10 protein-coding genes are annotated in these 15,331 nt (G+C 73.8%); 4 read left to right on the plus strand and 6 right to left on the minus strand.

Annotated elements, in window-relative coordinates; translation table 11 throughout:
* Positions 1-69 precede the first annotated feature (69 nt).
* Both ABZT47_RS06285 and ABZT47_RS06290 read left to right on the plus strand, forming a co-directional pair.
* Positions 70-1,455, plus strand: a complete 1,386-nt coding sequence (locus ABZT47_RS06285; RefSeq protein WP_354836820.1) for an MFS transporter — start codon at positions 70-72, stop codon at positions 1,453-1,455.
* 10 nt (positions 1,456-1,465) lie between these two features.
* The gene (locus tag ABZT47_RS06290) at positions 1,466-1,900 is read left to right on the plus strand and encodes a GNAT family N-acetyltransferase (protein WP_354836822.1); all 435 of its coding nucleotides are present in this window, start codon (positions 1,466-1,468) and stop codon (positions 1,898-1,900) included.
* Between the two features lie 127 nt (positions 1,901-2,027).
* Here the strand turns inward: ABZT47_RS06290 and ABZT47_RS06295 are convergent, their stop codons facing one another.
* The 3 genes from ABZT47_RS06295 to ABZT47_RS06305 are packed head-to-tail and all read right to left on the minus strand — an operon-like array spanning position 2,028 to position 5,135.
* Positions 2,028-2,837, minus strand: coding sequence for an SDR family NAD(P)-dependent oxidoreductase (locus tag ABZT47_RS06295; protein ID WP_354836824.1), 810 nt, complete (start codon positions 2,835-2,837; stop codon positions 2,028-2,030).
* On the minus strand, positions 2,834-4,159 hold the full coding sequence (locus ABZT47_RS06300) for an FAD-binding oxidoreductase (RefSeq protein WP_354836826.1): 1,326 nt from the start codon (positions 4,157-4,159) through the stop codon (positions 2,834-2,836). Before ABZT47_RS06300 ends, ABZT47_RS06295 begins: the two co-directional genes overlap by 4 nt.
* A 58-nt stretch (positions 4,160-4,217) precedes the next feature.
* On the minus strand, positions 4,218-5,135 hold the full coding sequence (locus ABZT47_RS06305; RefSeq protein WP_354836828.1) for a decaprenyl-phosphate phosphoribosyltransferase: 918 nt from the start codon (positions 5,133-5,135) through the stop codon (positions 4,218-4,220).
* Between the two features lie 487 nt (positions 5,136-5,622).
* Between ABZT47_RS06305 and ABZT47_RS06310 the strand changes: the two genes are divergently transcribed.
* Complete coding sequence (locus tag ABZT47_RS06310) at positions 5,623-6,882, plus strand: acyltransferase (RefSeq protein ID WP_354836830.1); 1,260 nt, start codon at positions 5,623-5,625, stop codon at positions 6,880-6,882.
* Here the strand turns inward: ABZT47_RS06310 and ABZT47_RS06315 are convergent.
* Positions 6,872-9,151: a hypothetical protein gene (locus tag ABZT47_RS06315; protein WP_354836832.1), complete on the minus strand. Its 2,280-nt coding sequence runs from the start codon at positions 9,149-9,151 to the stop codon at positions 6,872-6,874. The two genes, ABZT47_RS06310 and ABZT47_RS06315, sit on opposite strands and share 11 nt — an antisense overlap.
* A gap of 126 nt (positions 9,152-9,277) precedes the next feature.
* On the opposite strand from ABZT47_RS06315, the gene ABZT47_RS06320 reads away from it, so the two are divergent.
* Entirely contained in the window at positions 9,278-10,021 is a 744-nt protein-coding gene (locus tag ABZT47_RS06320; RefSeq protein ID WP_354836834.1) for a class I SAM-dependent methyltransferase, read from the plus strand.
* Here ABZT47_RS06320 and ABZT47_RS06325 read toward each other — a convergent pair.
* Together ABZT47_RS06325 and ABZT47_RS06330 are read right to left on the minus strand one after the other, a co-directional pair.
* On the minus strand, positions 9,962-11,077 hold the full coding sequence (locus tag ABZT47_RS06325) for a DUF3068 domain-containing protein (protein ID WP_354836836.1): 1,116 nt from the start codon (positions 11,075-11,077) through the stop codon (positions 9,962-9,964). The genes ABZT47_RS06320 and ABZT47_RS06325 overlap by 60 nt on opposite strands.
* A complete protein-coding gene (locus tag ABZT47_RS06330) occupies positions 11,074-15,327 on the minus strand; it encodes an alpha-(1->3)-arabinofuranosyltransferase family protein (RefSeq protein ID WP_354836838.1) in 4,254 nt (1,417 codons plus the stop codon). Before ABZT47_RS06330 ends, ABZT47_RS06325 begins: the two co-directional genes overlap by 4 nt.
* Positions 15,328-15,331: the final 4 nt, after the last annotated feature.

The raw sequence follows: 15,331 nt of genomic DNA on the forward strand, positions 1-15,331 counted from the left end.
TCAAGGTGGCCCTGCCAGGTGTACCCTCGTCCGTTGCCGGTGAGATCACCGCCGGGGCAGGCTGGTCCGGTGACCACGAAAGTTGCCACCGAACGGTCGACCGGACCGTGGACACTGATCGCCGCCGCGACCGGGTTCCTGATGGTCAGCCTCGACGCCACCATCGTGAACGTCGCGCTGCCCACCCTAAGCCGGGAACTGGGCGCCGGGCTGACCGAACTGCAGTGGGTGGTGGACGGCTACACGCTGATGTTCGCCGCACTCCTTCTCACCGGCGGGTCGCTGGGTGACCGGCTGGGCGCACGGCGGGTCTTCGCCGGCGGACTGGGCCTGTTCGCACTCGCCTCGCTGGCCTGCGGACTGGCCGTCTCACCGGCCATGCTGATCGCCGCACGGTTCGTCCAGGGCATCGGCGCCGCCGCGCAGCTGCCCGCCTCGCTGGCGATGATCCGGCACGGCTACCCCGGTCAGGCCGAGCGGACCAGGGCGATCGCCATCTGGGCGGCGGCCGGTGGAGCCGCGGTGGCGGCCGGACCAGTGCTGGGCGGCCTGCTCATCGCCGCGCTGGGCTGGCGGTCGCTGTTCCTGGTGAACCTGGTGATCGGCGCGATCGGGCTGCTGCTGACCACGCGGGCTGCCGCTCCCTCGCCCGGTACGGGTCGCCGGTTGGATCTGCCCGGTCAACTGGCCGCCGTACTGACGCTGTGCGCGCTCACCTTCGGGCTCATCGAAGGCGGCTCACTGGGCTGGTCCTCGCTCCCGGTACAGGCCGCGCTGGCGGCGGCGGTGGTCGGCGGAGCACTGTTCGTGTGGTGGGAGCGCCGGACGGCGGAGCCGATGCTGCCGACGCGGCTGTTCGCCCGTCCGGCGTCCTCCTCGGCCGGCGTGGTCGGGTTCGCGATGAACTTCGCCTACTACGGCATCGTGTTCCTGCTCAGCCTGTTCCTGCAGAACCAGCGGGGCTACTCGGCGCTGGTCACCGGTCTGATGTTCCTGCCGATGACCGCGACCGTGACGGCGGCGAACCTCCTCGGCGGGCGGCTCACCGGACGGCTCGGACCGAAAGTGCCGATGGTGGCAGGGCAGCTGTTGTTCGCGGTGGGCCTGCTCGGGTTGCTGTGGGCTGGTCACACCGCGCCGGACTGGGTGATCTGGCTGGCCATGCTGCCCATCGGGATCGGCGGCGGCATCACGGTGCCGGCGATGACCAGCGCGCTGCTGGAGAGCGTCGAACCGGCCCACGCCGGGGTGGCGTCCGGCGCGCTGAACGGGGTGCGGCAGGTCGGCGGCGCGGTCGGCGTGGCCCTGTTCGGCACGCTGGTCTCCGGCGGCTTCCTGCCAGGGCTGCGGCTGTCACTGGCGATCGCATCAAGCGTGCTGGCCGTCGGCGCCCTGACCGCCGCCCGCTGGGCACCCCGGCACTGTCGCGTCGCTCAACGCAACCCCCAGCCCTAGGCTTGCTCGCGTGAGAATACGCCCCAGGACCCCGGAGGATGAGGACGCCTGTGTCAAGGCGCTCGCGCAGGTCCAGGCCGCCGACCGCTATCCGGTGGAGTGGCCGGACGATCCTTGGGGCTGGCTGACGCCGGTCGACCTGACAGGGGCCTGGATAGCGATCGAGGCAGGCGTCGTGCTCGGCCACGTGGGTCTGACTCACGACGCGGAGATCACCCGCCTGTTCGTGACCCCGGCAGCACGTGGGCGCGGCCTCGCCGGCCGTCTCCTCGACACGGTCCGCGCCGCAGCGCGACACCCGCTCAAGCTGGAGGTCTCCTCGGAGGGCGAGGCGGCCATCGCGTTCTACGAACGGTCCGGCTGGCGCAGAGTCGGGAGCAGCCGCGCCGACTGGACCAACGCAGCCGGCGAGCCGGCTCTCCTCCACCACTACATCAGCCCATAAGGTACCCAACCCGTACCGCCATGGGCGGCGGCCGATGGAGCCGTGGTGGCGGACGGACCAATACTGAACGGGCTGCTCACGCCGGGCTGGGCCGACGGTCGCGGTTCCTGGTGAACCTTGTAAGGGTTCAGCGGGGGAGGCGGCGCCAGAGGGGGCGGGGGAGGATGCGCATCAGGGTGAAGACGGGGCGGAGCTTCGGGGGGCTCCAGACGGTTTCGGCGCCGGAGCGCAGGCCCTTGACGACGTCTTCGGCGACGGCGTCCGGGGTGGTGGACATGGGGGCGGGGGGCATGCCCATGGTCATGTGGCCGATGACGAAACCGGGGCGCACCACCATGACGCGGGCGCCGGAGCCGTGCAGGGCGTCGCCGAGGCCCTGGGCGAAGCCGTCCAGGCCCGCCTTGGCCGCGCCGTAGACGAAGTTGGCCCGCCGCGCCCGCACCCCGGCCACCGACGACAACACCACCAGCGTGCCATGGCTCTGCTCGCGCAGGCGGCGGGCCGCGAACAGTCCGGCGGACACGTGCCCGCCGAAGTTGACCGCGACGGACGCCGCCGCCGACACCGGATCGGCCTCGTAGGCGGTCTGGTCGCCCAGCACGCCGAAGGCCGCCACGATCACGTCCAGGTCGCCGGCCAGCTTTACGGCCGAGTCGATGACCTGGCCGTGCGTCTCCGGCCGCGTCGCGTCGAAGTCGATGAGGGTCGCCTCGGCGCCCAGTTCCCGCAGCCGCGCCGCCGCCTCCTGCGCCGGGTCGTGCGGGCCGACCGCGTTCTCGGCGCCGCCGTCCGCACCCGGCACGGCCGCCGGCGTTCGTACGGCGAGGACAACGCGGCGGGCGCCGTCGCGGACGAGGCGGTCGACGATGGCCAGGCCGATCTCACTGCGGCCACCGAGCAGCAGCACCGAGTCGACCGAGCCGAGGGCGTTCTTCACAGCGAGAGTCTCCTTGCCAGGTCGGAGCGGAAGACGCCGGTGGGGTCGACGCTGTCTCGTATCTTGCGCCATTCGTCGAGGCGCGGGTACATGGCGGGCAGCAGGTCGGCGCGCATGCGGGAGTCCTTGGCCAGGTACAGGCGACCGCCCGCCGCGGCCACCCAGCCGTCGAACTCCCGCAGCATGCCTGCCAGGCCGTCCTGGCCTGCGGGGATGTCGAGCGCGAGCGTCCAGCCGGGCATCGGAAAGGACAGCATCCCCGGCGAGCCCGCCCCGAAGCGCTTGAGCACGGTCAGGAAGGACACCACTCCCCGGCCGGACAGGCGCGACACGATGCGGCGCAGCGTCGCCTCCTCACCGGACGGGACGACGAACTGGTACTGGACGAACCCCCGCGAACCGTAGACACGGTTCCAGCCGGCCACGGAGTCCAGCGGGTGGAAGAACGGGGCGAGGTGCTGGACGACGCGGCGCTCGCGGGACTTGGCGTACCAGGCCTCGTTGAAGGCGCGCACGGTCAGCCGGTTGAGCAGGCCGTTGGGCGCCCACGGCGGGGCCGCCAGCCGCGAGGCGGGGGCGAAGGCCAGCGGATCGGCCCCGGCGGGGAGCTCGTCCCTGCGGGCGTGGTCTCCTCGGGTCAGCACACTGCGGCCCATGCGGGGGCCGCGCGCGAGCAGGTCGATCCAGGCGACCGTGTAGCGGTACCGGTCGTCGGTGGCGGCCATGACCTCCAGCGTGTGGTCCAGGTCGCGGGTGCGTTCGACGTCGACGCGGACGCGGGAGGTCTCGATCAGCACGCAGGCGAAGCTCGCCTCGGCGACGAGGCCGGTCAGGCCCATGCCGCCGACCGTGGCCCAGAACAGGTCGTCGTCCGGGGTGAGCACCCGGACGGTCCCGTCGGCGGTGACCAGGGTCAGCGAACGGAGGTGGGCGCCGAGCGAGGAGTCCAGGTGGTGGTTCTTGCCGTGCACGTCGGCCGCGACGGCCCCGCCCACCGTGACGTACCGGGTCCCGGGGGTGACCGGGACGAACCAGCCGAGAGGCACCAGGGCGCGCATTAGAGCGTCCAGGCTCATCCCGGCCGAGGCGGTGACCACGCCGGTGCCGGGGTCGAGCGACCAGCGGTCCGGCATCGCGGTGACGTCCACGACCGTGCCGCCCGCGTTCTGCGCGGCGTCGCCATAGGCCCGGCCGAGCCCGCGTCCGATCACCCCACGCGTCGGCGCCTCCGCCACCAGGGCGGCGAGGTCCTCGACCGTACGAGGCCGGACGAGCGTCGCGGGGGTGGGCGCGGTGCGCGCCCAGCCGGTGAGGAAGGTCATCGGACGACCGTCTCCCTCGTGGAGGTGGAGGCGGTGCGCGCCCGGCCGGTGAGGAAGGTCATTTCACGTAGATCCCGACGACGAGCAGGATGATCAGTAGAGCGGTGTAGAGCTGGAGTGGACGGTCGTGCAGGGCCAGTTCCTCGGGTTCCTCGCCGACGCCGCGGTCCACGAGCAGGTTGTGCCGCAGGATGATCAGCACGAAGGGGACGATGCTCACCCCGTACAGGGTGTCCGCGTGGATCTGCAGCGCCCACAGGCAGTAGGTGACGATCATCGCGCCGGAGGCCATCGACCGGACGTGGGCGAGGTAGCTCGGCGTGTAGGTCACCAGGGTGGCGCGCGTGCCGGCCGTTCCCTGGTTGCGCATCTCGGCCTCGCGCTTGCCCACCACCACCTGGAGCGACCCGAGCGAGACGACGACCAGGAACCAGCTCGTCACGGGCACGTCCACGGCGAGGGCGCCGGCGAAGGCCCTGATCAGGAAGCATCCCGCGACGGCGACCAGGTCGACGACCGCTTCGTGCTTGAGCCAGTAGGTGTAGGCGAGCGTGAGCACGACGTACCCCGCCACGGCGGCGGGCAGCCGCCATCCCCCGGCCAGGGCGGCCAGGGCGGGGGCGACGGCGATGAGCAGGACGCCCGCGACGCGCGCCAGGCCCACCGGCACGATGCCGGCGGCGATGGGGCGCAGCCGCTTGCGCGGGTGGCGCCGGTCGGCCTCGGCGTCGGCCGCGTCGTTCAACAGGTACGTGCCGCTCGCGGCCAGGCAGAAGGCCACGAACGCGATGAGGGTGTCGCGCAGGCCGGCCGGGGTGGTCAGCACGCCGGCGGCGGCCGGGGCGGCGAAGACCAGGACGTTCTTCAGCCACTGGCGGGGACGGCAGGCGCGGGCGAACCCCTTGAGTCGCGCGCCGGCGCCCAGGGGCTCGGCGGCGGGTTCCGAGGAGCGCACCCCGGCGTGTCCGGTGGTCACGCCATGACTCCTCCTGGAAACGCCGCTGAGCGGGGGGCGATGACCCGGCGGCTGGGTGGGTGCACGTCCGCGGCCGTCCTGAGCTGGGCGGGGATTCGCGGGCGGTATGTTCTGAAACATAGTTCTATTTCGGGATATGTTAGTTCGGCGAGTGACCCCACGTCACGAGGGATGCGGAAAAGTGACAGAAACAGGTTCCAGATCGCGCGACGGCGAAGACCCGGCCACCGCCGGACCCGCCGCAGCCGCGACCTCTGACCCGACCCCGGTTCCTCTGCCGAAGGCGGCCCTCGCGCACGAGCCCTCCGATCCCTCAACGGAGCCCGCGCACCCGTCCGAGGGTCCCTCGACGGCCGGCGCCCCACCGACCGGCGCGTCCAGCCGGCCCGCCGGTCTCTCAACGACCGCCATGGCCGTCGCCTCTCCCCCGGCCGCCGAGTCCCGGACCTCCGCCGCCGGATCCGAGAGGTCCGCCGCCGGGGGTGGGGTGCCATCTACGGGTGGGCATCTGGATGCGTTGGACGGGATGCGGGCCGTCGCCGCGTTCGCGGTGCTGACCTTTCACGTCGCCATCGAGTCGGCCACGGCGCTGCAGAACGACTTCTTCGGCGCCCTGCTGTCCCGGGGCGACGTCGCCGTGCCGATCTTCTTCGCCCTGTCCGGGCTGCTGCTGTACCGGCCGTACGTCAGGGCCGTGCTCGAAGGGACCGCGCGGCCCTCCACCGGGACGTACCTGGTCAAGCGGGCGCTGCGCATCCTGCCCGCGTACTGGCTGGTGGTGGCGGCGGCCATGCTGCTGTGGTCGCGCGACCACCTCGGCGACGTCAAGACGTGGCTGCAGCTGGTGTTCCTGGCCCAGAACTACGAGGTGCACCCCTGGTGGTTCGGCCTCGGCCCGAAGGGGCTCGCGCAGATGTGGAGCCTGTGCGTGGAGGCGGCGTTCTACCTGGTGCTGCCGCTGCTGGCCGCGCTGCTCGCGTGGTTCGCGCGCCGGGGCGGGACCGACGTCGCGAGCCGGGCACGGCGGCTGCTCATCGGCCTGGCCGCGCTGTCGGCGATCTCCTACCTGTGGACGGTGCTGAGCTACTACCCCGAGTACCGGCCCTACATGAACACCTGGCTCCCGCGCGCCTCGACCTTCTTCGCCCCCGGCATGGCCCTGGCCGTGGTGTCGGTGTGGGCGCGGCGCGAGCAGGACGGCCCGGCCGCCCGCTTCGTCCGGGCCGTCAACGCCTCGCCGGGCACCCTGTGGCTGGTCGCCGCCGTGGCCTACGCGGTCGCCGCCTCGCCGGTGACGGGCCCGCGCTTCTCCGGCGTCGACGGGGTGTGGAGCGGCGCGTTCGAGTTGGCGCTGTACAGCGTGATCGCCGCCTGCCTGGTCGCGCCGTGCGCGCTGCTCGCCCATGGGGACGCGCCGGTCGGACGGCTGCTGGGCAACCCGGTCATGCGCTTCTTCGGGCGCATCTCCTACGGGGTGTTCCTGTGGCAGTTCGTCGCGCTGTACCTCTGGTACGACCTCACCGAGCAGCGGCCGTTCTCGGGGAACTTCCTGGTCAACCTGGTCGTGGTCGGCGCGCTGACGATCGGGCTCGCGACCCTGACCTACCGGTACGTCGAGGAACCGGCGCGCGGCCTCATCCGCTTCCTGCGCCCTTCGGCGACGCCGTCGCGGACGGGCTCACGGCCTTCGTCTCCGGAGACGGCACCGGCCTCCGCGAACCCGGAGACGGCGTCCCTCACGTCTTAGAAGACCTGGACGCCTTCGGTGACGAGTTCCCGGACGGCTTGGACCCCTGGGACGACTGGGACGACTGGGACGACTGGGACGACTGGGACGACTTGGATGGCCTGGGCGTCGCGGTCGGCTTGGACGACCGAGACGGTTTGGCCGTCGCGGACGGCTTCGGTGACGGCGTCCGCGACGGTGCGGGAGCCCGCGTGGCCGCCGGCGCCGTGGGGGTGGCCGGGGCGGAGGTGGGAGCGGGCGGCGGGTTCACCGGAGCCGGGGACGGAGCTGGAGGGGCGGCCGGGGACGGAGGCGCGTTCACCGGTACCGGGGTTCCGAAGGCGAACCCCTTGAGGCAGACTCCCGCCGAAGGGTCGTCCACGCGCAGCAGCAGGCCCTTGCCCGGCGTGCGGACGGGGAAGTGCAGCAGCCCCGCCTGGGTGGCCCGCAGGTTGAGCTGCTCGCTACGCCCGCTGACCTCGACGGACAGCGATGTGGCTCGCTTGGCCGAGTACGCCAGCCCCGCCACCTGGTCGGGGCCGGCGAAGGCGACCGGCTCGGGCCAGTAGACCGCTCCGTCCAAGGTGGGCAGGCATTTCTTTCCTGCCGGGGGGAGCTGCGCGAACGCGGGGACGACGCTCAACGGCACCAGCCTGCCGGCGTCGTCGAACACCATCGCCCGCTCGGTCGGTTCGGGCACGCGCATCTTCGCGCGCACCGCCGGCGAGGCGAGCGGGCCGAGCAGGTGGTGGGTGAGCCGGCGGTTGCCGTTCCAGGACAGCACGATGGACTCCGGCACCGGCCGGGAGAAGATCACCGTGTCGGCCGGGGCCTTGGCGAGCGCGGCCCGCGCGTTGCCGAGGTAGGCGCGGACCCGGTCGCCCGACAGCGTCTGCCGGTAGTTCTCCACCGACACCACGGACATGACCAGGAAGGCCCCGGCGGTCAGCCCGGCGACGACCGGGACGGCGCTGCCCTGCGGCATGGTCCGCCGGTAGGGGTCGGGCTCGCCGCGCAGCGGGAGCAGCGCCGCGCCGAGGCACACCGCGAAGACCACGACCGCGTCGGCGACGTAGCGGGTCTCCGCGCCGACCAGGCCGAGCGCGGTGCCCCGGGCGATCACGGTCGGGACCGCGTCGACGACCACCGCGTACGCCGCGACGATCACCCACGCGCGTGCCGCGTGACGCCGGTGGAACAGCGTGGCCAGCACCAGGGCGGCGATCACGGTCCAGGACACCGCCACAAGGAAGGTCGAGGGATCGGCCATGCCGCCGGTGGAGGGCACCGGCCCCCACGACAGCGGTCCGCCGATCAGCCCCGAGGGCAGCGTCCGGCCGAGCAGGGTGCCGGCCAGGTCGGCGGCCACGTCGGTCTTGGGCAGGGCCGCGCCCTCGCCCGGCGCGGTGTACTGGCGGGACAGGTACAGGGCCGTGTAGCCGACCATCAGCAGCACGTGCGCTATCCACACCTGCCAGTGCTCGCGCAGCTCGCGTCCCATGGAGCCGAGCCAGCCGTCCTGACCTCGCGGGACGTGCTGCTCGTGCCGGCGGGCCCCGGCGCGGCGCGCGACGCCGGCGCCGTCCGCGCTGTCGGGCACCCCGGCGGGCGCGCCGCCGAGGGGGCGGGCGGCGCGCAGGAAGGCGGTGGTGAACGCGAACAGCAGCAGGGGCACGAAGACGCCCTTGGTGCTGAAGGCCATGCCGAACACGACCCACGCCAGGGCCGTCCAGCCGTGCCGGGAGCCCTCGCCGCGCGCGTGGCGGAGCTGGGCCGACAGGGCCAGCACCAGGGCGAGCTGGAGGGGCACCGCGTTGATGGCCGCCGACCACCAGCTGAAGGCGGGGATGGTCAGCGGGCTGAACAGGTAGACCGCGAGCGGCAGCAGGATGCCCGCACGGGGGCCGAACATCTTCCACAGCAGCCGGAACAGCAGCACCGCGACCAGCGCGTGCAGAGCGAACGTCACCGAGGCGACCAGCGTCCAGTCATAGGCGGCGATCCGCGACTCCGCCCACGTGAGCGCGAGCGCGCCGGGCATCAGGTGGCCCTTGTGGATGCGGAACAGGAAGTCGAAGGTCAGCTCGTGCTCGTAGGCGTCGCCGACGAACAGCAGGTCGTCCTCGATGAAGTACGCGCTCCGCAGGACGGGCACGCGCAGGGCGAGCGAGACGGCGACGAGCAGCGAGCCGAGCACCAGCACCGGGTCGGCGAGCCGGGCCATCCAGCGCGGATAGGCGATGCGCAGGGTCGGCTGATCCGGCTGCTCGACCGAGACGGTCCGCGGCAACGGTCCCTCCGATCACGTCCCTGTGGCTACTCCTGAGTAACGGACACCCTATGAGCCTCACAAATCAGGCGCAATGCGGTGTTATGCTCCCGGGCACTCGACCACTCCGGTGAGGGGAAAGCAGACGTGGAGACCCCCAACGCGCCCTTCCGCGCCACACTGGGCCGGTCGGTCCGGCTGCTGTCGGCCTTCCGCAAGGAGCAGACCGACCCCGACTTCTTCTACGGGATGCTCGCCCGGGACACCGCCGCCCAGCTCGCCACCTACGCCGACCTGTCCGGCGCGCTGGTGGCCGACGTGGGCGGCGGCCCGGGGTACTTCACCGAGGTCCTGCGGGCTTACGGCGCGCGGACGCTGTGCGTGGACTGCGACGCCGGGGAGATGATGGCCCGGGACGGGGCCGTCCCCGAGGGGGCGATCCTCGGCAGCGCCCTGGACATCCCGTTGCGCGACGGCTCGGTGGATGTGTGCTTCTCCTCCAACGTGCTGGAGCACGTACCCGACCCCTGGCGCATGGCGGAGGAGATGGTGCGGGTGACCCGGCCGGGCGGGGTGGTGTACCTGTCGTTCACCAACTGGCTGTCCCCGTGGGGCGGGCACGAGACCTCGCCCTGGCACTACCTCGGCGGGCACCGGGCCGCGCGCCGGTACGCCCGCCGCCAGGGGCGGCGGCCGAAGAACCTGTACGGCGAGAGCCTGTACCCGGTCACGGTGTCCGGCGCCCTGCGCTGGGCGCGGACGCGCGCCGACGCCGAGGTCCTCGCCGCCCGGCCCCGCTACCACCCGGAGTGGGCGACGGGCGTGGTGCGCCTACCCGGCGTCCGCGAGATCGTGACCTGGAACCTGCTGCTGGTCCTGCGCCGCCGCTGACGTCCCACCACCCGGCGGCGCCGCGTCATCCCGCCCCGCTGACGTCCCACCGCCCGCCGGCGCCTGGTCTTCCCGCCCCGCTGACGTCGCACCGCCCGGCGGCGTGGCGTCGTCCGGCCCCCGCGCCCGATCCGGGCCGCGCGGGCGGCGGCGGGTACGCAGGGCCACGACGATCGGCACCAGGGCCAGGACGAGGAAGGCGACCGGCATGACGTCCCTGATCACGACGGCCCAGCGGCGGAACCCGGCCGCCTCGGCCGCCTGGGCCTGCACGTCGCCCGCGTCGGTGACCAGGTCGGCCTGGAAGCTCACCACGCGGTCCACCTGGTCGGGCGTGCGGAGCGTGTCGGTGCGCTGCTCGCGCACGCGGACCGGCAGGCCGCTCTCCGGCTCGACCCACAGCGTCCTGGTGATCCGCACGTACCTGGCCACGTTGAGCGGCCGCGACGCGGGCAGCCCGAGCACCTTGCCCGGCACCTGGTCGGGCAGGTCCTCCACCTTGGCCGGACCGACGGTGTAGCCGTAGCGGCGCACCGGCAGGCCCTCGACGGTGTCCTCGCCCTCGTACCGCAGCGCGACCTCGCGCTTGAGGACGGGGTCGAAGATCGGGTAGCCGCGCGGCTCGGCCCCGTACGGCAGCCGGAAGGCCAGCCCCGTCTGGCGGACCGCCGTGTCGTCGTCGATGTACTCGCCGCAGCAGGCCACGGCCATGCCGGTGCGCCGGTCGAACGCGGTGCGGCGCTCGTGGTAGTCGATGCGCTGCCCGTAGGCGGTCTCCAGCGAGGAGAACTCCACCCACACGGCCGTGCGGTCGTCGCCGGCCACCGGGTCGCCGTACAGGGAGACGGTGTCGGTCACCGGCACGCCGGCGCGCAACTGGAACGTCGCGGTGTCGAGGTAGGTGGCCGCCTCCGCGCCGAGGTGGTACACCCTGCGCTGCTCCAGGGGCAGCTTCAGGCCGTTGGGGTAGACGTAGGAGCGGAACAGCACCGCCATGGTCACCATGAAGGCCACCACGACGTAGCAGGTCGTCCTGACGAGCTGGGCGCGCGTCACCCCGCCACCCCCGCCGGACGGGGCTCGCGGCGGCGCGGCACGGGCGGCGCGGGGCCGCGCAGCCGTTCGGGGGCCGGCACGGCGACCAGCAGCCGCGCGACCACCACCAGGCAGCACACCTCCGGCACCAGGCCGGTCAGCGGCTCGACGCCGAGGACGGTCCCCACGGCCGCGCTCAGCCCGGCCAGGGCCAGCGCGGCGGCGGGCAGCCAGGCGGACAGGGCCGCGCGGGCGGCGCGCCGGGCCCGGCCGCCTCCGGCGTGCTGGGCGGCGAGCACCCGCGGCAGCCACAGCCCGACGGCGGTCAGCGCGGTCACCAGCGCCGCGCCGGCCAGGCCGCCGGTCCACAGGCCGGTGAGCGGGGCCGCGGCCCAGATCCAGCGTGCCGTCACCCGGCCGGGACCCACCGGCGGCGGGCGGCGGCGCGTCCTGCCGCGCACCCAGGCCAGCGCGAGGACGGCCGCGGCCAGGACGAGGCCGCCCACCAGGGACCAGCGGTAGGCGGCGTCCGGCTCGTACCGCAGCACGACGGTTCCGGTGCCGGGGGGCAGGATCCACGCCTGCCGCCACCCGTCCAGGCGCACCGGGGTCAGCCGGGTCCCGCCGAGGTAGGCGTGCCAGCCGATGTTGTAGTTCTCGTTGACGGTCAGGTACGAGCGCCGGGCCGCGGAGACCGCCAGCCGGCGCTCCTCGGGCCCCCACGCCTCGATGCGCGCGGGCGCCGCCCGCGTGGCGCCCGCGTCGGCGTCGGCCTCGCCCCCCGTGGCGCCGGCGTGCGTCTCGCCGCGCGTGGTCCCCGCGTCGGCGTGCGTCTCACCGCGCGTGGCCTCGGCGTCGGCGTCCGTCTCGCCCCGCAGGACGACCGACCGGACGCGGAAGGCGTCGCGGGAGGAAGCGGCGACGTAGGTCATGCCGGGGATGAGCCGCACCGGGGAGCAGCCGGCGTAGGTCAGCGGCCGGCCGTTGAGCACGTCGTTGAGCGTGCCACCGACGATGCGGGTCGGCACGGTGGTGCCGTCGACCTCCAGGGTGGGGCCGTAGCCGCACGGCAGCCGCAGCGCGAACCCGCCGAACTGGCCGAGCGGCCTGACGCCGGGGATGGTGAGCTCGGTGACCTCGATGGCGCGGGAGGCGGGGGCGGTGAACTCGACCGAGAGCCGCCGGGTGGTGAGCGACGGGAAGGCCACCCGTCCGTCGCCGCCGACCCACGCCTGGACGGTGCGCTCCCCCGCCCTGACGGTGACCCGCACCGGCGGCTTGCCGAGGTAGGAGTCGGGGAACAGCACCTTGATCTGCGAGAACGTCCGGGGCTTGCCGAGGTCGATCGACAGGGTGGGATGCCGGTCGAACGGCTGGGCGTACCAGACGGTCCGCGGGTCGCCGTCCATCGCGGCCCGGCCGAGCACGGCGGGGTGGTCGGTGACGGTCGAGGAGGCGGTGACGTGCGGATAGACGTTCGGCAGCGTGGTGAGCAGGGCCGCCGACCCCGGGTCGGTGAGCACGGCGGTGCCGCCGACCCTGCGGGTCTGCTCCTTGCCGACGGCGAACAGCCGCTGGAAGCCGTAGCCGTCCTCGCCGAGGATCTCCAGCCGGCGTGAGCAGGTCCAGGCGGACGATCCGCGCATGCAGGCCGGGGCGGTGCCCTGCGAGGTCAGCAGCACCGTGCCCGCGTCGCCGCCGTCCGGCAGCCCCGGCACGGCGATCGCCCTGGCCGGCGTCACCCCGGGGACGGCCACCTCGGTGATCCCGACCCGGCCGCCGAAGGGGTTGGCGGGCTGGTAGGCCAGCTTGGTGACCCGGATGCGCAGCCACGTGGTGCGCCCCGGAGGCGGGCTGAACAGCTGGGGGTCGGTGGTCTGCCGGACGGCGGCCCGCCGCGTCCCGGCGGCCGTGGACAGCTCGACCTCGGCGACCGGCGGCCCGATCGGCCCCTGTTCGAAGGCGATGGTGATGTCCTTGACCGGCACCGGCTCGACGAACCGGGCCTCCAGCCACTCGCCGAGCGCGCCGTTCCAGCCGTCCGAGCGCCACCCGGTGCGCGCGTCGCCGTCGAAGGCCGCGAACGGCAGGCGCCCGGGGTCGCGCTCGCCGGCGGCCGCGGTGATGTCGGCGTCGGAGGAGGAGGCGCGCACGTCGTCGACGCCCAGATAGCGCGCCGAGGAGGTCGCCGAGGTCCAGGCAGGGTCGAGCAGGTCGGTGGTGGCGTCCTGCTTCCCGCTCTCCGGCAGGGTGGGGCCGGCGCTCCTGCGGACGTCCCCGAAGATCATTCGGCGCCGGCGCAGGCTGTCGGTGACCACGGTCCTGCGGGCGGGGACGGACGCGGCGCCGGGCTCGTCGCCGACCAGCACCGGCGCGTCGTCCTTCAGCACGCCCTGCTCGGCCATGGCGAGCACGCCCTCGGGGGCGCCGGCCATCCGCAGCGTCGCGTCCGCGGGGACCACACTCGCGATGGGAGCCGGGTCCGGCACCGCGTACACCTCCAGCGCCGGGTAGGCCTGGTCGAACCAGTTGGAGGCCGTGGTGTTGGAGATCTGGCCCACCAGGGGGCCGAACTGGGCGACGCGCACCAGGCCGGTGGAGTCCTCCAGGGTCTGGTGGACGCGGGCCGGCCACGCCGAGCCGATGGTGTCGCGGGCCAGGTCGTTGCGCACGAGCACGTAGGTGACGCCGATGCGGCGCAGAGTGGTCGTGAGCCCCGCCGAGCCCTCGCCGTCGGAGAAGCGCTCGTCGACGGCCTGGAGCAGGCGCGCGAGCCCGGCCGAGCCCCAGGGGACGTTGGAGTGCGTGGCCCAGCGGACGGTGAGCAGCGACTGCATGGGCTCGTCCAGCGGACGGCCCCACAGGTACTCGCCGCGCTTGGAGCCGGGGACGGCCAGCACCATGCCGTGGCCGGTGGCGCGGTTCAGCCAGGCGGCGGCGTCACGCCAGTAGGAGGGCAGGTCGGCGAACGACCCGGCCGGCGTGATCCCGGCCGTGGCGACGGGCACCACGGCGAGGCCGACCAGCCCCGCCGCGGCCATCGGCACGACGGCGAGCCGTGCCGGCCGGCCGCTCCCTGCGGCCGGCCGCGGCTGCGCCCCGTGCGAGCGCGACCCGTGCGGGCGCGAGACCGGCAGCGCCGCCAGGCCAAGGGCGAGCGGCAGGCGCAGCAGCGCGTCGAACTTGTGCAGGTTGCGGAACGGCGCGAGCGGGCCGTCGAGCAGGTCCCTGACCTGCTCGGACCAAGGGAACGCCAGGGCGTCCGCGTGGCCGGCGGTGACGATCACCAGCCCGGCGAGCACGCACAGCGTCAGGAACGTCCGCTCGGGCGTGGAGCGGCGGACGAGCCCGGCCAGCCCGGCGGCGGCCACGGCGGCGGTGACCGCGATCAGCCACGGCCGCGTCGCCTGGTCGTAGGCGGCCGGCAGCCACGGCCTGCCGTCCACCGGCAGGAAGGAGATCCAGCTTGAGGTGCCGCGCAGCGTGTTGAGCAGGGACGTCACGCCGGTGGTCGCGTTCGCCGTCTCGATGAACGGCAGGAAGGAGAAGATGTAGCGGCCGAGGACGACCAGGGGCACCAGCCACCACATCGACACGGCGGCCACGCAGGGCAGCCACCAGGCCAGCAGCCGCCGCCTGCGCGGGCCGCCCTCCCGCGTGAGCAGGTACAGCAGGGGCACCACCAGCACGGCCAGCTCGGCGGCGGCGTTGATGCCGCCCGCGAACAGGAACGCGACGGCCGACATCGCGGCGGCCCGGCGCGGGCCGATGCTCGCGGCCGCGCCGCGCACCAGCGGGAGCAGGATCCACGGCAGCACCGCGCTGGGCTGGAACTCCGAGGAGTTGACGCCGACCAGGGCCAGGGCGTGCGGCGCGAGCGCGTACGCCAGCCCGGCCAGCAGCCGGGTGTCCGGCGAGCCGACGCGCAGGGCGCCCGCGAGCCGTTCGACGCCGAGGAACGCCGCGCACAGCACCAGGGTGATCCACAGCCGCTGGATGTTCCACGCGGGCATGTCCAGCCAGCGGAACAACGCGTAGAACGGTCCCATCGGGAACAGGTAGCCGTACGCCTGGTTCTGCAGGTGGCCGAAATACGCGTCGTCCCACAGGTGGCTCGCCCGCTCCAGGAACCCGACCGGGTTGACCGCCATGTCCAGCTTGGTCTCGGCGATCACCTCGCCGGGCGAGGTGTTGAACGCGATGGCCCCGAGAAGCAGGCATCCGGCCAGCAACCGGAGCCTGCGCCGCAACCGCGCCCCGGGCGTGCTCACCTCC

Origin of the sequence: Sphaerisporangium sp. NPDC005289 (assembly GCF_040607455.1) — a bacterium.
GTDB classification, from domain to species: Bacteria; Actinomycetota; Actinomycetes; order Streptosporangiales; family Streptosporangiaceae; genus Sphaerisporangium; species Sphaerisporangium rhizosphaerae.

Excerpts from the sequence above, each read along its gene's own strand:
- ABZT47_RS06300 (WP_354836826.1), bottom strand. The coding sequence starts at position 4,159 with ATGACCTTCCTCACCGGCTGGGCGCGCACCGCGCCCACCCCCGCGACG.